This window comes from Chelatococcus sp. XZ-Ab1, from assembly GCF_029309855.1.
Lineage (GTDB): Bacteria > Pseudomonadota > Alphaproteobacteria > Rhizobiales > Beijerinckiaceae > Chelatococcus_A > Chelatococcus_A sambhunathii.
This window is the reverse complement of record NZ_JARKII010000008.1, coordinates 241,003-258,288: the sequence shown is the minus strand read 5'-3', so window position 1 is coordinate 258,288 and position 17,286 is coordinate 241,003. Positions and strand designations below refer to the sequence as shown.

The window sequence follows — 17,286 nt, the reverse complement described above, 5'->3', positions numbered from 1 at the left end:
TCTTCAACAAGATCAAACACTTCCGCCGTATCGCCACCCGCTTCGACAAGACGGCGGAAAACTTCCTCGCCGCCGTGAAGCTCGCGTCCATCCGCATCTGGCTACGCGGTTATGAGTCTACGGCCTAGGTCGTCCTGGCGCACGTGATCAGGATACGCGCGTCGCATTTGGCCTGGTTCACGTGGGGAGACGAACTCATCCGTGCTGATGAGCGGTGCTGCCAAGGCAGACGCAATCGCTTTTGCAATCGTCGTCTTGCCAGCGCCCATGAAGCCTTCTACTCCCACGAGGTGGGTGCCGAGCGGGATAAGCCGGACGATCGACGCGGCGGTCTCGGCCGGTGTGGGGGCTGCATCCACCACGAGCTGGGCGTGGGGGCGGAGGGGCGTGCCGACTGGCATCAGATTGTTCCTACGGCCGGCGAGTATCCACAAGAAACACCAAATAGCACATCGGGTGAGGCTGGGGGGCACCCGTGCTCGGGAGAGGGGCCTTAGATGTTGGTCTTTCTGATGGTCTATGGCGCGTCGGTGGGGAAATTAAGAAATAGCTATCAGGTCGTTATAAGAAAAATGTGAAGCCAGCTCTGGCACCATTCCCCCCAATCATGTTAGAAATTGCTGCGGCGCTCCAACATTGGAGTGGGTGTAGGGGAATAACGCCCGTCCGCAGTTTACGTAGATACTGCGCTAATGGGGCAAACTGTTAATCGTCAGATCGACACCGATCAGCTCCATTAATGCGTGCATCGCTGATTGTTCCTCGCCCCGAAAAACGAGAACCTTGTCGAGCCGGTTCATGGCACGGCCAAGAACACGGGATGATAACGCCGTCGGCCGTTGGCTCTCCACAATCGACACGACTCGAAGGGGGATTTGCGCCTGGTATTTAGCTTCCAGACGTAAGACCTGAGCCTCGGTCAGGCGCATGTCGTTCGTTCCAAAAAAAACGGCTATTGGCGTAACGCCATGCCGTTCTACGACGGCATCTGCAACAATATCAGGTAGATGGTCGCTAACAATTTTGTCGAACGCTAGATGGGCTTTTCCCTCAAGCGCAATTTCCATCGCTCGACGTACGTCGTCTTTGAATGTGTTCGCGACGGATTTTGGATGAAGCAGGAGGAAATCCTGCAGCCGAAGCCGTAGACTGACGAAACGCATTGCAGCTTCCGGCAGCGCCTCTTCGTCAAATGGGCCGCTTATTAGTTCCGCGTCGGACTCGTTAAAGGAAAACCCGTATTCCGCGAGGAGTTCCGATAACGCACTTGCTCGGGTGCTCCCATCGAACGAAATCCCTTGTGCCTCCAGGAATGGAATCGTCGTTCCATCGTCAGATATCCAAAAGCCATCATTCGCGCTTGTAACATAGAAGCCGATGCGATCCCCATCCGAGAGGCTAAATTCGGTGCCGACGGCAATCACGCCGCCAGCGAGATGCCGCGTGGTGATCGTGCCGCAAAGGGCTTTTTGAAGAACGTCGACCGGATTCACAGCAGACCTCCAACGGTCTTGGACGCCACTTTGAAGAAACCATACGCCAGAGACAAGGCATCTTGCTCGGTGAACGCGCCCCGCCGACGATAGTGCCGGTTCGGCAGGCGCTGCATACCCCCGTAGCTCTGACGACCGATCGGGGGTAGCGTTTCTGGATCGCAGCAGACATGAACGTGAAGCCCGGGGTGAGTGCCGTGATCCTCAAGGCGGATCAAGACCAAGATATCGTCATTTAGGTGCTGTTCGGCCAGCCAAGCACCAAAGTTCTCCCGATCCGCTCGGAAGAAGGTCAGAAGCAAGAATTTGCGCTCGCCCGTCTCAAGTCCATCAACGCGCCAACGGAAGGCCGGTCCGAGCTTTATTGCATTCCGCGGATGCAGCGGAAAGGCAGCGTGTGCAATGCGGCCTGAGGTCCACCTGCCAGGTGCTACCAGATGCTTGGGCGCTTTCGCGAGTTGAGCTACACGCATTCGGCAGCGATCCAGCAGTACGTCAGTCAGCCGCTCCAAGAACTATATAAGAAAAGTTCATGGCCTCTTAATCGGCCCTTTCAAGGCTACTAGGCCGTAGACTCATAACCGCGTAGCCAGATGCGGATGGACACGATCTCGCAAAGCTCCCGAAAAGGAGCTTGAATCACAATTGCCACCGTCAGGGAACCCAGAGCCGTTTATGGGTTTACGGTCTAGAGGGAAATGGAGCATATGGTGCTTCATTCGCTGGCAGCCATCACACCTCACACCCCACCATAGTCTCGCACCAGCCGCTCCATCCGGGCAGCCTGCGGGTCGGTCTCGGCGGCGAGGCCTTCGGCGACGCCGATGCGGTCGGGGGCGGGGCGGTTCTGGCTCACCTTCCACTTGCCCTCGATGCTCTCGATCGTCATCTCGATGCCGACGATGCCCTTGAGCTGCGCCGCCACGAAATCCTCCGGCGCGTCCGTCACGGCCCAGGGTTGCGTGCGGCCCTCCTCGTGCTGCGCGGTCAGCGCCGTGATCTGGCGCCGCAGCCATTCCCGGTCTTCGATGACGCGCACCGGGCCGCGCACCTGCACGATCGCATAGTTCCACGTCGGCACGACCTTGCCTGTCTCCTTTTTCGTCTCGTACCAGGAGGGCGTCACATAGGTATCGACGCCCTGGAAGACGGCGAGGGCGGGCTCACCGGCCGCGAGCGCCTGCCATTGCCGGTTGGCGCGGGCCAGATGCGCCCTGACCACGCCCTTCGGGGCCGCTGCCGCATCGAGCAGGAACGGCACCGGATTGGCGAGGGGGCCATCCTCGCCCGAGGAGATCAGCAGGCCGAGGGGATGGGCGCGGATCAGCGCGTGCTGGACCTCGAGCCTCTCCTCGCGGAAATGGGGCGGCTGGTACATCGACGTTCTCCCGGCATGCCGCGATCGCTCGCGTGCCTCGAGCGTATTCTTAAGCGCCTTCGCGCTGCACCGCCACGGCCGTTTTCGGGGCGCCGAACGGCTACGCGAGCGGCAGGCGTGCCCGATCTTTTTGCAGCATGCCGCGTTGCACAAAACGGCGGCATGAGCATGATGCGGGCATGCCCCGTGCGTCGCTCGCCATTCTCGTGATCGATGAGAACCGCATCCGCGCCTCCATCATCGAGGCGGGGCTGCGCGAGGCCGGCCATGATAACGTCACCCTGGTGCATGACGTGACCGGCATCGCCCGCCGCATCGCCGAGATCAACCCCGACGTCATTGTCATCGACCTCGAGAACCCCAACCGCGACATGCTGGAGAACATGTTCCAGCTCTCGCGGGCCGTGAAGCGCCCCATCGCCATGTTCGTCGACCGCTCCGACCAGGCCTCCATCGAGGCGGCGGTCGAGGCCGGCGTATCGGCCTATGTCGTCGACGGGCTGAAGCAGGAGCGGGTCAAGCCCATCCTCGACATGGCCATCAGCCGCTTCAACGCCTTTGCCCGCCTGTCGCGGGAGCTGGAGGAAGCGCGCAGCGAACTCGCCGACCGAAAGCTGGTCGAGCGCGCCAAGGGCATCCTCATGAAGTCGCGCGGCATGACGGAGGAGGCGGCCTATGCGCTCCTGCGCAAGACGGCGATGAACCAGAACCGCAAGATCGCCGAGATCGCCCAGAGCCTCGTCACCGCCGCGGGGCTGCTCGAACCGGGAGACGAGGGATGAGCGAGGCGCCGCACGAGATCGCCGCCGGTTTCATGCCGCTGCTCGACAGTGCGCTCGTCGTGGCGGCGCACGAGAAGGGCTTCGCTGAGGCCGAGGGCGTCGCGCTCAAGCTGGTGCGCGAGACCTCCTGGGCCAATATCCGCGACAGGCTCGCGGTCGGCCATTTCCAGGTGGCGCATGTGCTCGCGCCGATGCCGATCGCCTGCAACCTCGGCCTGACGCCGCTCGCGGCGCGCTCCGTGGTGCCGATGGCGCTCGGCCTCGGCGGCAATGCCGTCACCGTCTCCAATGCCCTGTGGCAGGCGATGGCCGGGCACGGCGCCGTGCTGGACCTCAGCCCGCGCGCGGCGGGGAAGGCGCTGCGCGCCGTGGTCGTGGCGCGGGGCCGGCAAGGCCTGCCGCCGCTGCGCTTCGCCGTCGTCCACCCGCACTCCGGCCACAACTACGACCTGCGCTACTGGCTCGCCGCCTGCGGCATCGATCCCGACCGGTCGGTGGAGATCGTCATCCTGCCGCCGCCCTTGATGGCGGATGCGCTCGGCTCTGGCGTCGTCGACGGCTATTGCGTCGGCGAGCCGTGGAACACGGCGGCCGTGATGCTGGGCACGGGTCGTATCGCGACCGTGAAGGCGAAGATCTGGCGCTCCAGCCCCGAAAAGGTGCTCGCCGCCGACGCGCGCTGGGCCGAGGCCGCGCCCGAGGCGCTGGCGGCGCTGCTGCGCGCGCTCTATCGCGCGGCCGAGTGGTGCGCCGATCCGGCCAACGGGCAGGAACTCGCCGCCATTCTGTCCGCACCCGCCTATGTCGGCCGGCCGGCCGAATGGCTGATGCCGGCGCTCACGGGGCACCTCGCCATCGGACCCGATGCGGCAATGGAGGTCGAGGACTTCTTCGTGCCGCAGGCGCGGGGTGCCACCTTCCCGTGGAAGAGCCACGCGCTGTGGTTCTACAGCCAGATGGCGCGCTGGGGGCAGGTGCTTCACACGCCGGCGAATGCCGCCCTTGCGCGCGAGACCTACCGGCCCGATCTCTACCGCGCCGCGCTGAAGCCGCTCGGCGTCGCGCTGCCCGGCGCCAACGCCAAGGTGGAGGGCGCGCTGACGCGGCCAACCGCCGTCGGCTCGGCCGGCGCCAGCCTGATCCTCGGCCCCGACGGTTTTTTCGACGGCAGCCTGTTCGATCCTGACGATCTCGATGCCTATATCGCAGCGCAGGGGGCGGCCGAGGCGGTGTGAGGGGCGGCTATGATACCAGTTGCCCTGATCGCGACCGTCATGCCCGCGCTTGTCTCGGGCATCCACGCCTTGCACGGTGAGCAAGATCAAAGGCGTGGATGGCCGGGACGAGCCCGGCCATGACGGATTGCATGCGTCGGAAGGCAAGCTGACTGCATTTTCAGCATCCTTGTGCGCTGCACAATAAAGGTGCGGTATGCTGCCGCGATCTGATCAAGCCTTGGTCGCTTGTCCACAGGTCTCTGTTCGCGCTTCCGAGGCATAATCTATTGTGAAACAACGTAATTCTGGCGCATTGGGAACTTGGCACGCTTCCTGCGTTGCCTTTCCGTGAGGCCATAGGGCCCACATAGGGCGTCCAGCGTCGGGCGCTGCTGGCAAGGCTGCCGATCAGGGAAAGCGCGCGTCCGGGAGGAGGGCGCCTGTTCCTGGCCGGCGGCTTTTTTGTTGCACAGCACACCGATCGCGGATGCCGCCTGCTCCAGAGGGGGACGACATGAAACGGACGCAGACGACCACCCTTTCCATGGCTCCCGGGCGCCGCGCCTTCCTGAAGGGGGCTGGCGCCACCGCGACCTTCCTCGCCGCCAAGGCGCTGCTGCCGGCCGGCGCCCATGCCGCCGGCTCGGGTCCCGAGGTCACCGGCGCGCGCCTCGGCTACATTGCGCTCACCGATTCCGCCCCGCTCATCATCGCCAAGGAGAAGGGCTTCTTCGCCAAATACGAGGTGCCGGACGTCGCCATCGAGAAACAGGCCTCCTGGGGCGCGACGCGCGACAACATGGCGCTCGGCGGCGGCGCAGGCGGCATCGACGGCGGCCACATCCTGAGGCCGAAGGTCCACCTCTATTCCTCCGGCGCCGTGATGCAGAACGGCCAGAAGCTGCCGATGTACACGCTCCTCAACCTCAACGAGGACTGTCAGGGCATCTCCGTCGCGCAGGAATATGCCGAGACGGGCGTGAAGCTCGATTCCGGCGCCTTGAAGGAGGCTTTCGCCAGGAAGAAGGCGTCCGGCAAGGACGTGACGGCCGCCATGACCTTCCCCGGCGGCACGCACGACCTGTGGATCCGCTACTGGCTCGCCGCCGGCGGCATCGACCCGGACAAGGACCTCAACCTCATCGTCGTGCCGCCGCCGCAGATGGTGGCCAACATGAAGGTGGGCAACATGGACTGTTTCTGCGTCGGCGAGCCGTGGAACGAGCAGCTCGTCAACCAGAAGATCGGCTTCACCGCGGCGACCACGGGCGAGATCTGGTTCCGGCACCCCGAAAAGGTGCTCGGCATGCGCGCCGACTGGGTGGACAAGCATCCCAAGGCGACCCTTGCCATCCTGATGGCGGTGATGGAAGCCCAGCAGTGGTGCGAGAAACAGGAGAACAAGCAGGAGATGGCCGAGATCATCGGCCGTCGGCAATGGTACAACGTGCCCGTCAAGGACATCGTTGGCCGCATCAAGGGGGACATCAACTACGGCAACGGCCGCACCGTCGCCGGGTCCGACCTGCGCATGAAGTTCTGGGGCGAGAAGGGCGAGACGTCCTATCCCTGGAAGAGCCTCGACACCTGGTTCATGATCGAGAACATCCGCTGGGGCAAGTTCCCCGCGTCGGTCGACGTCAAGGCCATGGTCGACGCCACCAATCGCTCGGACCTGTGGCTCGCGGCCGCCAAGGGCCTCGGCCTCGCCGACCTGCCGGCCGGCGACAGTCGCGGCGTGGAAAAGTTCTTCGACGGCAAGACCTTCGATCCCGAGAACCCCTCCGCCTATCTCGACAGCCTCGCCATCAAGGCCGTCTCGTGAAAGCCGGCCGGCGGCCCGCGCCGGCCCCTTCCGCCAAAACGAGGGCAAGCCCCATGACATTGCCGTCCATCAAGGGCGATGCGATCGCCGCATTTCCCGCCGAGCGCCAGAAGGCGACGGTGGTGACGCTTCCGCCCGCCGTGCCCCGCAGGTTCGATATCATCGCTCTTGCCACGCGGCTCGCACAATCCATCGTACCGCCCCTCGTCGTCCTCCTCGTTCTCCTTGCCGTGTGGCAGGTGGCCTTCTCGGGCCCCGGGTCGTCGCTGCCGCCGCCGAGCGAGATCTGGAACGAGAGCAGCGACCTGATCCTGGACCCGTTCTTCGTCAACGGCACGCAGGACATCGGCCTCGGCTGGCGCGTCATCGTCTCGCTGGAGCGGGTCGCCATCGGCTTCGGCCTCGCCGCGGTGGCGGGCGTGCTGCTCGGCGCGCTCGTCGGACAGTCGGTGTGGATGATGCGCGGGCTCGATCCGATCTTCCAGGTACTGCGCACGGTGCCGCCGCTCGCCTGGCTGCCGATCTCGCTCGCCGCTTTCATGGATTCGCGGCCATCGGCGATCTTCGTCATCTTCATCACGGCCATCTGGCCGGTGATCATCAACACCGCCGCCGGCGTGCGCAACATCCCCGAGGACTATCGCAACGTCGCTCGCGTGCTGCGCCTCAACCAGGTGGAGTTCTTCTTCAAGATCATGGTGCCGGCGGCCGCGCCCTACATCTTCTCGGGGCTCCGGATCGGCGTCGGCCTCTCTTGGCTCGCCATCGTCGCGGCCGAGATGCTGACCGGCGGCGTCGGCATCGGCTTCTTCATCTGGGATGCATGGAATTCCTCGCGCCTCACCGACATCATCGTGGCGCTCGTCTACATCGGCCTCGTCGGCTTCCTGCTCGACCGGCTGGTCGGTTTCGTCGGCGTCATCGTCACCCGCGGCCCCGCGGCCAGCTGAGGGAGAAGACCCATGAGCGGCTATCTCAAGCTCGACTACATCGGCAAGAGCTTCTCGCGCGGCGGCAAGGTGAGCGAGGTCCTGCGCGACATCCGCCTCACCATCGACGAAGGCGAGTTCGTCTCCATCATCGGCCATTCCGGCTGCGGCAAGTCGACCCTGCTCAACCTCGTCGCCGGGCTGACGCCGGTCTCCTCCGGCGCCGTGCTCCTGGAGAACAGGGAGGTCAATGCGCCGGGGCCGGACCGCGCCGTCGTCTTCCAGAACCACTCGCTGCTGCCGTGGCTCAGCGTCTACGGCAACGTGGCGCTCGCCGTCACCAAGGTCTTCCGCGGCCGGAAGAGCAAGGCCGAGCAGCATGCGTGGATCATGGAGAACCTCGACCTGGTGCAGATGGCGCACGCGGCCGACAAGCGACCGGGCGAGATTTCCGGCGGCATGAAGCAGCGCGTCGGCATCGCGCGGGCGCTCGCCATGGAGCCGAAGATCCTGCTGCTCGACGAGCCCTTCGGTGCGCTCGACGCGCTGACCCGCGCCCATCTGCAGGACCAGTTGATGGAGATCCACGCCCGGCTCGGCAACACGATGATCATGATCACGCACGATGTTGACGAGGCCGTGCTGCTCTCCGATCGCATCGTGATGATGACCAACGGGCCGGCCGCCACCATCGGCGAGGTGCTCACCGTGCCGCTGCCGCGCCCGCGCGAGCGGCTGGCGCTCGCCTCCGACCGCACCTACCTGCGCTGCCGCGAAGCGGTGCTGAAGTTCCTCTACGAGCGCCATCGCTTCGTGGAGGCGGCGGCGTAGGGAGCAGCGGGACGTCTCCAATCTCCGCCTTCTGCAGGGGAGGGTAGGGGTTTGGGTGGTCAGCATGCAGGAGGCCGTGTCCTTGCGTCCTGCCCCCCACCCCCAACCCCTCCCCGCGAGGGGGAGGGAAGTAATCGCGCTCCTTGTAGCAAGGCACGCGCCGGGCCGGACGCGTTGTGCGCTGCACAAGAAATGGGCGGATTGCTGCGCCGCTCAGCAATTCGGCAGGGCAGGGCAGAGGCTGCCAAAGCGCCGGCAAGGCGCTCCAACGCATTGTAACAACTAAAAATTCGCCTCCTTCCGTTGAGTTGGCACGCCTCGTGCAGGAAAGAGGGCGAAGGCCGTAACGGCCGACATAGGGCGTCCAAGGGCGGGCGCCGCAGGCAAAGCTGCCGATCGGGTGAACCCGCGCTTCCGCCGGAGGAGGTGCGTGCGGCCCGGCCGGCGGCTTTTTTGTTTTGCTTTTCCCATCGCGGCCGCGAGCCGCCAACGGAGCCGATGATGACCGCACCCCACCAAGCTGCGCCCGGCAAGGACGAAGCGACGCGGGCTCTCGCCATGTCCACCATCGCCTTCACCATCTGCTTTGCGGTGTGGACGATCTTTTCCATCATCGCCGTGCGCATCAAGGACGAGCTCGGCCTCTCCGAAACCCAGTTCGGGCTGCTCGTGGGCACGCCCATCCTCACCGGCTCGCTTGTGCGCGTGGCGCTCGGCGTATGGACGGACCGCTACGGCGGCCGCCTCGTCTACACCGCCACCATGCTGGCAGCGGCCATCGCCACCGTCCTCCTTGCCTTCGCCCAGACCTATCCGCAGATGCTGGCCGCGGCACTGGGCGTCGGCCTCGCGGGTGGAGCTTTCGCAGTCGGTGTCGCCTATGTGGCGCGTTTCTACCCGGCGGAGCGGCAGGGCACGGCGCTCGGCATCTTCGGCGTCGGCAATGTCGGCGCCGCGGTCACCAAGTTCGTCGCGCCCCTCATCCTCATCGCCTGGGGCTGGCAGGCAGTGGCGCTCATCTGGGCGGCGGTGCTCGTCGTCATGGCACTCCTCTTCTGGTTCACTACCGAGGACGATCCCGTCATCAAGGCGCGCCGCGCCGGCCTCGCCCCTGCCCCGAAGAGCTTCTGGTCGGAGTTCGCGCCGCTGAAGAACGTGCAGGTGTGGCGCTTCGCCCTCTACTACTTCTTCGTTTTCGGCGCCTTCGTCGCGCTGGCCCTGTGGCTGCCGCGCTATCTCATCGGCGTCTACGGCTTCGACATCAAGACGGCCGGCATCGTCGGCGCGGCCTATTCGATCCCGGCCAGCATCTTCCGTGCCTATGGCGGCGCCCTGTCCGACCGCATCGGCGCGCGTGCCGTCATGTACCGCACCTTCGCCGTCTCGGCGCTCGCCACGCTCGTCCTGTCGCTGCCGACGGGCGACTACGTGCTGCGCGGCATCAACGGGCCGGTCGCGCTCCATGTCGAGGTCGGGCCGGCGCTCTTCATCGCCGTCGCCTTCGTCCTCGGCTTCGTCATGAGCCTTGGCAAGGCGGCGGTCTACAAGCACATCCCGGTCTACTACCCCTCGAGCGTCGGCGCGGTCGGCGGTCTCGTCGGCATGATCGGCGGGCTCGGCGGCTTCGTCCTGCCGATCGCCTTCGGCGCGCTCAATGATCTCACCGGCCTGTGGTCGAGCTGCTTCATGCTGCTCTTCGCCATCGTCGCCGTCTCCTTCGTGTGGATGCACGTTGCCATCCGCCGCATGGAACGCCGCGCCGCCGGCGGCCTCGGCTACGCCGCCCAATGAACAACGGATTGACGGACATGACCCAGAAACTCGTCGTCGTCGGCGCCGGCATGGCCTCGGGCCGTGCGCTGGAACATCTCTTCGAAGCAGCTCCCGAAGCCTTCGACGTCACGCTGTTCGGCGCCGAGCCGCGCGGCAACTACAACCGCATCATGCTCTCGCCCGTTCTGGCGGGAGAGAAGACCTACGGCGACATCGTCACTCACGACGCCGCCTGGTATGCCGCGAACGGCGTCACCTGCCGCTTCGGCGAGACGGTCACGAAGATCGACCGCAAGCGCAAGGTCGTCGTCTCCAAGGGCGGCGAGACGCCTTACGACAAGCTGCTCATCGCCACCGGCTCGGCGCCCTTCATCATTACCGTGGCCGGCAAGGATCTGCCCGGCGTCATGGCCTTCCGCGACCTCGACGACGTCAACGCCATGGTGGAGGCCGCGCGCAAGCCCGGCGCCAGGGCGGTCGTCATCGGCGGCGGCCTGCTCGGCCTTGAGGCTGCAGCGGCGCTCAGGCTGCGCGGCATGGAGGTCACGGTGCTGCACCTCATGGGCCATCTCATGGAGCGGCAGCTCGACCCCGCCGCCGGCTATCTCCTGAAGAAGGAACTGGAGGGTCGCGGCATCAAGGTCCACGTCAAGGCGCAGACCAAGGCGATCCTTGGTGAGGAGAAAGTGGAGGCCGTGCTTCTGGAGGACGGAACCGTCTACCCCGCCGACATTGTGGTCATGGCCGTCGGCATACGCCCCGAGACGCGCATCGCCGTCGATGCCGGCCTCCATGTGGAGCGGGGCATCGTTGTCAGCGACCAGATGGTCACCTCGGACCCGGACATCCTCGCTGTCGGCGAATGTGTCGAGCATGAGGGCGTCTGCTACGGCCTCGTCGCACCGCTGTATGACATGGCCCGCGTCGTCGCCAAGACGCTGGTCAAGGAGGATGCCGCGTTCCGCCCCGTCGAGACGGCGACACAGCTCAAGGTCACCGGCATCAACCTCTATTCGGCCGGCGACTTCGCGGACGGCGACGACCGCGAGGAGATCGTGCTGCGCGACGCCTCGGCCGGCGTCTACAAGCGCCTCGTCCTGAAGCAGAACCGCATCATCGGCGCAGTGATGTATGGTGAAACGTCCGACGGGGCGTGGTTCTTCGACATGCTGCGCAAGGGGACGGACATCGCCGAGATGCGCGAGACGCTCATCTTCGGCCAGGCCTACCAGGGAGGGTCTCCGCTGGACCCTACGGCGGCCGTTGCAGCCTTGCCGGATGATGCGGAGATCTGCGGCTGCAACGGCGTGTGCAAGGGCAAGATTGTCTCGGCGATCACGAGCAAGGGCCTGACGTCGCTCGATGACGTCCGCGCCCATACCAAGGCCTCCGCCTCCTGCGGCTCCTGCACCGGCCTCGTCGAGCAGGTGATGAAGCTGACGCTCGGCGACAGCTACAACCCGGCCGCCGTGCAGCCCATGTGCACCTGCACTGACCTCGGCCACGACGACGTGCGCCGCCTCATCAAGGCCAAGGGGCTCAAGACCATCCCCGCCGTGATGCAGGAACTCGAATGGAAGACCTCCTGCGGCTGCGCCAAGTGCCGGCCGGCGCTCAACTACTATCTCGTCTGCGACTGGCCCGACGAATATGCCGACGACTACCAGTCGCGCTTCATCAACGAGCGCGTGCACGCCAACATCCAGAAGGACGGCACCTATTCGGTCGTGCCGCGCATGTGGGGCGGCGTGACCAATGCCGCGGAGCTCAGGGCCATCGCCGATGTGGTGGACAAGTTCAACATCCCGGCGGTGAAGGTTACCGGCGGCCAGCGCATCGACATGCTGGGAGTGCGGAAGGAAGACCTGCCGGCGGTCTGGGCCGAGCTCGGCAAGGCCGGCTTCGTCTCCGGCCACGCCTATGCCAAGGGCCTGAGGACGGTGAAGACCTGCGTCGGCTCCGACTGGTGCCGCTTCGGCACGCAGGATTCGACCGGTCTCGGCATCCGCATCGAGAAGTTCATGTGGGGCTCGTGGACGCCGGCCAAGGTCAAGATGGCCGTCTCCGGCTGCCCGAGGAATTGCGCCGAGGCAACCTGCAAGGACGTCGGCGTCATCTGCGTCGACTCAGGCTTCGAGATCCACTTCGCCGGCGCCGCAGGGCTCGACATCAAGGGCACCGAGAAGCTCGGCCTCGTCGCCACCGAGGACGAGGCGCTCGAGGTCATCGTGGCCCTCACCCAGATGTACCGCGAGCAGGCGCGCTATCTCGAGCGTATCTACAAGTGGGCCAAGCGCGTCGGCTACGACGAGGTCCGACGCCAGATCCTCGACGACAAGGACAGGCGCAAGGCCTATTTCGACCGTTTCGTCTTCTCCCAGAAGTTCGCCCAGGTCGACCCGTGGTCGGAGCGCGTCTCCGGCAAGGACAAGCACGAGTTCAAGCCGATGGCGAGCGTCGGCTTTGCAGAAGCCGCGGAGTGAAAGGCGATGAGCGACTGGGTTGAAATCGGCCGGCTGTCCGACATTCCGCGGCGCGGCGCGCGCTGCGTCGATACGCCGATCGGCCGCATCGCGGTCTTCCGCACGGCGGCGGACGAGGTCTATGCCATCGAGGATCGGTGTCCGCACAAGGGCGGCCCCCTGAGCCAGGGCATCGTCCACGGGGCGCAGGTCACCTGCCCGCTGCACAACTGGGTATTTTCGCTCGAGACCGGCCTCGCTCAGGGCGCCGACGAGGGCGCCGTGCGGACCTTCCCGCTGAAGCGCGACGGCGAGCGCATCCTGATGGACGCTTCGGCCATCCTGGCGGCGGCCTCCGCCCGCATCGCGGCCGAATAGGGCAGGCGGCGATGGAGGAAACCGTCCCGACCATCACGAAGACGACCTGCCCCTATTGCGGGGTGGGCTGCGGCATCCTCGCCACGGTCGGTGCGGACGGTACCCTTGCCGTCCGCGGCGATCCCGACCACCCCGCCAATTTCGGCCGGCTGTGCTCCAAGGGTTCGGCGCTTGCCGAGACCGTCGACCTCGAAGGCCGCCTGCTCTTTCCCGAAATCGACGGCCGCAGGGCCGGGTGGGACGAGGCGCTCGACCGGGTGGCCGAGACCTTCTCGCGCACCATCGCCGAGCACGGACCGGATTCCGTCGCCTTCTACGTCTCGGGCCAGCTCCTGAACGAGGATTACTACGTCGTCAACAAGCTGATGAAGGGCTTCATCGGCACGGCCAACATCGACACCAACTCGCGCCTGTGCATGGCCTCCTCGGTCGCGGGCCACCGCCGCGCCTTCGGCGCCGACACGGTGCCGGGCAGCTACCGGGACCTCGAGCTTGCCGACCTCGTCGTCCTCGTCGGCTCCAACCTCGCCTGGTGCCACCCGGTGCTGTACCAGCGCCTCGCCGCCGCCAAGGCCGAGCGGCCTGAGATGAAGGTCATTGTCGTCGATCCGCGCCGCACCATGACGGCCGATATCGCCGACCAGCACCTCGCCATTGCGCCCGACGGCGATGTCGCGCTCTTCAACGGTCTTCTCGCCCATCTCGCCGAGGCGGGTGCGCTCGACGAGAACTACATCGCCGAACACACGACCGGCTTCGCCGAAGCGCTGGCCGCCGCCTGGCGCCTCGACATGGACGGCATCGCCGCCGAGACGGGCCTCGACCGGGCGAGCATCGCGGAATTCTACCGGCTCTTCGCGGCGACGGAGAAGGTCGTCACCGTCTACAGCCAGGGCGTCAACCAGTCGTCGGTTGGCACCGACAAGGTGAGCGCCATCATCAACTGCCACCTCGCCACCGGCCGCATCGGCCGGCCCGGCATGGGGCCCTTCTCCGTGACCGGCCAGCCCAACGCCATGGGCGGGCGTGAGGTCGGCGGGCTCGCCAACATGCTGGCGGCCCATATGGACATCGACAATGCGGCCGATCGCGAGCGTGTGCAGCGCTTCTGGAGGGCGCCGGTCATCACCTCTGCGCCGGGCCTCAAGGCCGTCGACATGTTCCGCGCCGTCGCTGACGGGCGCATCAAGGCGCTGTGGATCATGGCCACCAACCCGGTCGATTCCATGCCGGACGGTGACATGGTCGAAACCGCGATCCGGGCCTGCCCCTTTGTCGTCGTTTCCGACGTGGTCGGCGAAACCGACACGGTGCGCCACGCCCATGTGAAGCTGCCGGCCGCCGCCTGGGGCGAGAAGGACGGCACGGTGACCAATTCCGAGCGCCGCATGTCGCGCCAGCGCCCGTTCCTGCCCCGGCCGGGGGAGGCGAAGCCCGACTGGTGGATCGTCACGGAAGTGGCACGCCGCATGGGTTTTGCCGAGGCCTTTCCCTATGCCTCGCCGGCCGAGATCTTCGCCGAGCACGCGGCGCTCTCCGCCTTCGAGAACCATGGCACGCGCGACTTCGACATCGGCGCCCATGCCGGCATCGATGCCGCCGGGTTCGATGCGCTCGCGCCCTTCCAGTGGCCGGCGCGGGCCGGCGAGACGCCGGCCGATGACATCCGTTTCTTCGCCGAGGGCGGCTTCTTCACGCCGGATCGCAAGGCCCGGCTCGTGCCCGTCACCACGATGGCGCCCGCGCGGACGAGCGAAGGCTTCCCCCTCGTGCTCAACACCGGCCGCGTGCGCGACCAGTGGCACACGATGACGCGAACCGGCAAGAGCCAGCGCCTCTCGCAGCATCTCGCCGAGCCCTTCGTCGAGATCCACCCCGCCGATGCGGCGACATACGGCATCGCCGATGCCGATCTCGTGCGCGTCACCTCTGCCCGCGGCGCCATCGTCGTCAGGGCGCTGCTGACGAGCCGCCAGCGCGAGGGCTCGATCTTCGTGCCCATGCACTGGACCGACCAGTTCGCCGCCGACGGCCGTGTTGATCGCCTCGTGCCGCCCATAATCGATTCGACCTCCGGCCAGCCGGCGCTGAAGCACGTCGCCGTCCGCATCGCACGCTTCACCGCCGCGGCCTACGGCTTCGCCGTGCTCACCGGGAAGCCCAAGCGCATTGCCGCCGATTACTGGGCCATCGCCCGCTGCGAAGGGGGCTGGCGCGTTGAACTCGCCTTCGCCAACGCTGTGGCGGACTGGCCGGCGGTGGCGGACGCCATCCTGCCCGGGGTACCTGATGCCGACACCCTGTCCTTCCAGGATGCGGTCGCCGCCCGCCGACGTTTTGCGCGCTTCGTCGGCGAGCGCCTCATCGGCGCGCTTTATCTCGCAGCCGAGCCGGTCGCCGTGCCGCGCGACTGGGTCGTCGAGCAGCTGTCGCAGGCCCATGCCGACCAGCGGGCGCGCCTCGCCGTTCTCGCCGGCCGGCCGGGCAAGGGCGGTGAGGACAAGGGGGCCATCGTCTGCTCGTGCTTCGGCGTCGGCGTGAGGCAGATCGCGGGCGCCGTCGTCGCCGGCTGCCACACGGTGGAGGCCGTGGGCGATGCCCTGCTAGCGGGCACCAATTGCGGCTCTTGCCGCGCGGAGATCAGGAGCATCATCCATGCGCATCGTCTCCAGGCAGCCGAGTGAGCGGGCACCGGGCGAGCGCGCTCCCGCGCGGATCGCACCGCTCAGCGTCTTGCCGGTCTTCCTCGACCTCGCCGGCAAGCGCGCGATCGTCGCTGGCGGCGGCGACGCTGCGGCCTGGAAGACGGAGCTGCTGGTCGCCGCCGGCGCCGAGGTGCATGTCTATGCTCCGCGCGAAGAGCTGAGCGGGGAGTTCTCTCGCCTTCTCGCCACGGCGGACCTGCCTGGACGGCTTGTCCACCACGACGCCCGTTGGGAGGCGGCGGCCTTCTCCGGCGCCGCGGTCGCCGTCGCCGACGCGGAGGGGGACGCGGAGGCGGCCGCCTTCCGGGCTGCCTCGCTCGGGGCCGGCGTGCCGTGCAACGTCATCGACAAGCCGGCCTTCTGCACCTTCCAGTTCGGCACCATCGTCAACCGCTCCCCGCTTGTCGTCGGTATCTCGACAAGCGGCGCCGCACCCGTGCTGGGGCAGGCTGTGCGCCGGCGCATCGAGGCGCTGCTGCCCGCCTGGCTCGCCGACTGGGCGCGCCTTGCCGCGGACATGCGCGAGCGCGTGATGGCGCGCCTCGGCCCCGGCGCCCGGCGCCGCGCCTTCTGGGAGGCCTTCGTCGACCGTGCCTTCCGCGCGGCACCCGGAGGCGACGACGCCGGCGCGCTGGAGGCCGAGGCGGGCCGCATCGCGCGGGGCGAACGCCATGGCTGCGGTCACGTCACCTTCGTCGGTGCGGGCCCCGGCGATGCCGAGCTTCTGACCATCAAGGCCGTGCGCGCCCTGCAGGCGGCCGACGTCATCCTCTTCGACGATCTCGTCTCCGAGGACGTGCTGGAACTCGCCCGCCGCGAGGCCAAGCGCATCCTCGTCGGCAAGCGCGGCGGCCGGCCGAGCTGCAGGCAGGACGAGATCAACGCCATGATGCTGACGCTTGCCCGCGCCGGAAAGCACGTGGTGCGCCTCAAGTCCGGCGACCCGATGATCTTCGGCCGGGCGGGGGAGGAGATCGACAGTTTGCGCCGGGAAGGCATCGCCTTCGACGTCGTGCCCGGCATCACCGCCGGCATCGCCATGGCCGCCGCGCTCGGCGTGTCGCTGACGCACCGCGATCACGCCAAGTCCGTCCGCTTCGTCACCGGCCATTCGCGCCACGGCGGCCTGCCGGAGGACGTCGACTGGCACGCCATCGCCGATCCTTCCGCCACCACCGTCTTCTACATGGGCGGCCGCACGGCCGCGCAGATTGCGGCCCGGCTCATGGATCATCGCATGGCGGCGGATACGCCCGTGGCGATTGCCGAGGCGCTCGGCCGCCCGGAGGAGGTGCTCAGCCGCTGCCGCCTCGCCGACCTGCCGGCGCGCATGGCCGAGCGGGATGAAAGGCAGCCGCTCGTCATCGGGATTGGCGCGGTCTTCGCCGAGGCGAGGACGGCCGCCTTGGGCGAGGGCCGGCCGGCGGTGGCTTCAGCCGGTTGAGAACACGCGAACGCATGAGAGCGTGGTGGAGCGCCATTCCCCTTTCCCCGCTTGCGGTGGGAGGGGTTT

At 66.8% G+C, this 17,286-nt stretch carries 13 protein-coding genes and 1 pseudogene; 11 read left to right on the top strand and 3 right to left on the bottom strand.

Going from position 1 to position 17,286, the window contains the following annotated elements; all coding sequences use genetic code 11:
* Positions 1 to 128: pseudogene (locus P2T65_RS14180) on the top strand (IS5/IS1182 family transposase); the annotation flags it as partial.
* Between the two features lie 561 nt (positions 129 to 689).
* Here the strand turns inward: P2T65_RS14180 and P2T65_RS14175 are convergent.
* From P2T65_RS14175 to P2T65_RS14165, 3 genes are all read right to left on the bottom strand, one after another.
* Entirely contained in the window at positions 690 to 1,493 is an 804-nt protein-coding gene (locus tag P2T65_RS14175; RefSeq protein WP_157672327.1) for a DUF1828 domain-containing protein, read from the bottom strand.
* Complete coding sequence (locus P2T65_RS14170; protein ID WP_157672326.1) at positions 1,490 to 1,795, bottom strand: hypothetical protein; 306 nt, start codon at positions 1,793 to 1,795, stop codon at positions 1,490 to 1,492. The genes P2T65_RS14175 and P2T65_RS14170 overlap by 4 nt, the downstream gene beginning before the upstream one ends.
* Before the next feature lie 437 nt (positions 1,796 to 2,232).
* Positions 2,233 to 2,871, bottom strand: coding sequence for an FMN-binding negative transcriptional regulator (locus P2T65_RS14165; protein WP_055460079.1), 639 nt, complete (start codon positions 2,869 to 2,871; stop codon positions 2,233 to 2,235).
* A 179-nt stretch (positions 2,872 to 3,050) separates the two neighbouring features.
* Here P2T65_RS14165 and P2T65_RS14160 point away from each other — a divergent pair, with 179 nt between their 5' ends.
* The 10 genes from P2T65_RS14160 to cysG all read left to right on the top strand — a co-directional run bounded on the left by P2T65_RS14160 (position 3,051) and on the right by cysG (position 17,217).
* Positions 3,051 to 3,653: an ANTAR domain-containing response regulator gene (locus P2T65_RS14160; protein WP_055460078.1), complete on the top strand. Its 603-nt coding sequence runs from the start codon at positions 3,051 to 3,053 to the stop codon at positions 3,651 to 3,653.
* Positions 3,650 to 4,888, top strand: a complete 1,239-nt coding sequence (locus tag P2T65_RS14155; RefSeq protein WP_055460077.1) for a CmpA/NrtA family ABC transporter substrate-binding protein — start codon at positions 3,650 to 3,652, stop codon at positions 4,886 to 4,888. The genes P2T65_RS14160 and P2T65_RS14155 overlap by 4 nt, the downstream gene beginning before the upstream one ends.
* Before the next feature lie 496 nt (positions 4,889 to 5,384).
* Positions 5,385 to 6,695: a CmpA/NrtA family ABC transporter substrate-binding protein gene (locus P2T65_RS14150; RefSeq protein ID WP_276200035.1), complete on the top strand. Its 1,311-nt coding sequence runs from the start codon at positions 5,385 to 5,387 to the stop codon at positions 6,693 to 6,695.
* Between the two features lie 53 nt (positions 6,696 to 6,748).
* Positions 6,749 to 7,645 (top strand): nitrate ABC transporter permease, encoded by an 897-nt coding sequence (gene ntrB, locus P2T65_RS14145; RefSeq protein WP_055460075.1) that lies wholly within the window; start codon positions 6,749 to 6,751, stop codon positions 7,643 to 7,645.
* A 12-nt stretch (positions 7,646 to 7,657) separates the two neighbouring features.
* The gene (locus tag P2T65_RS14140; RefSeq protein WP_063185682.1) at positions 7,658 to 8,455 is read left to right on the top strand and encodes an ABC transporter ATP-binding protein; all 798 of its coding nucleotides are present in this window, start codon (positions 7,658 to 7,660) and stop codon (positions 8,453 to 8,455) included.
* A gap of 501 nt (positions 8,456 to 8,956) precedes the next feature.
* Entirely contained in the window at positions 8,957 to 10,246 is a 1,290-nt protein-coding gene (locus P2T65_RS14135) for a nitrate/nitrite transporter (RefSeq protein ID WP_276200034.1), read from the top strand.
* Between the two features lie 17 nt (positions 10,247 to 10,263).
* Positions 10,264 to 12,711, top strand: a complete 2,448-nt coding sequence (nirB, locus tag P2T65_RS14130; RefSeq protein ID WP_276200033.1) for a nitrite reductase large subunit NirB — start codon at positions 10,264 to 10,266, stop codon at positions 12,709 to 12,711.
* 6 nt (positions 12,712 to 12,717) lie between these two features.
* Positions 12,718 to 13,068: a nitrite reductase small subunit NirD gene (nirD, locus tag P2T65_RS14125; protein WP_055460073.1), complete on the top strand. Its 351-nt coding sequence runs from the start codon at positions 12,718 to 12,720 to the stop codon at positions 13,066 to 13,068.
* A gap of 11 nt (positions 13,069 to 13,079) precedes the next feature.
* On the top strand, positions 13,080 to 15,752 hold the full coding sequence (locus P2T65_RS14120; protein WP_276200032.1) for a nitrate reductase: 2,673 nt from the start codon (positions 13,080 to 13,082) through the stop codon (positions 15,750 to 15,752).
* A complete protein-coding gene (cysG, locus tag P2T65_RS14115; RefSeq protein ID WP_276200031.1) occupies positions 15,724 to 17,217 on the top strand; it encodes a siroheme synthase CysG in 1,494 nt (497 codons plus the stop codon). The genes P2T65_RS14120 and cysG overlap by 29 nt, the downstream gene beginning before the upstream one ends.
* Positions 17,218 to 17,286 lie beyond the last annotated feature (69 nt).

Excerpts from the sequence above, each read along its gene's own strand:
- P2T65_RS14165 (WP_055460079.1), bottom strand. The coding sequence starts at position 2,871 with ATGTACCAGCCGCCCCATTTCCGCGAGGAGAGGCTCGAGGTCCAGCAC.
- P2T65_RS14160 (WP_055460078.1), top strand. The coding sequence starts at position 3,051 with ATGCCCCGTGCGTCGCTCGCCATTCTCGTGATCGATGAGAACCGCATC.
- P2T65_RS14155 (WP_055460077.1), top strand. The coding sequence starts at position 3,650 with ATGAGCGAGGCGCCGCACGAGATCGCCGCCGGTTTCATGCCGCTGCTC.
- P2T65_RS14150 (WP_276200035.1), top strand. The coding sequence starts at position 5,385 with ATGAAACGGACGCAGACGACCACCCTTTCCATGGCTCCCGGGCGCCGC.
- ntrB (WP_055460075.1), top strand. The coding sequence starts at position 6,749 with ATGACATTGCCGTCCATCAAGGGCGATGCGATCGCCGCATTTCCCGCC.
- P2T65_RS14140 (WP_063185682.1), top strand. The coding sequence starts at position 7,658 with ATGAGCGGCTATCTCAAGCTCGACTACATCGGCAAGAGCTTCTCGCGC.
- P2T65_RS14135 (WP_276200034.1), top strand. The coding sequence starts at position 8,957 with ATGACCGCACCCCACCAAGCTGCGCCCGGCAAGGACGAAGCGACGCGG.
- nirB (WP_276200033.1), top strand. The coding sequence starts at position 10,264 with ATGACCCAGAAACTCGTCGTCGTCGGCGCCGGCATGGCCTCGGGCCGT.
- nirD (WP_055460073.1), top strand. The coding sequence starts at position 12,718 with ATGAGCGACTGGGTTGAAATCGGCCGGCTGTCCGACATTCCGCGGCGC.
- P2T65_RS14120 (WP_276200032.1), top strand. The coding sequence starts at position 13,080 with ATGGAGGAAACCGTCCCGACCATCACGAAGACGACCTGCCCCTATTGC.
- cysG (WP_276200031.1), top strand. The coding sequence starts at position 15,724 with ATGCGCATCGTCTCCAGGCAGCCGAGTGAGCGGGCACCGGGCGAGCGC.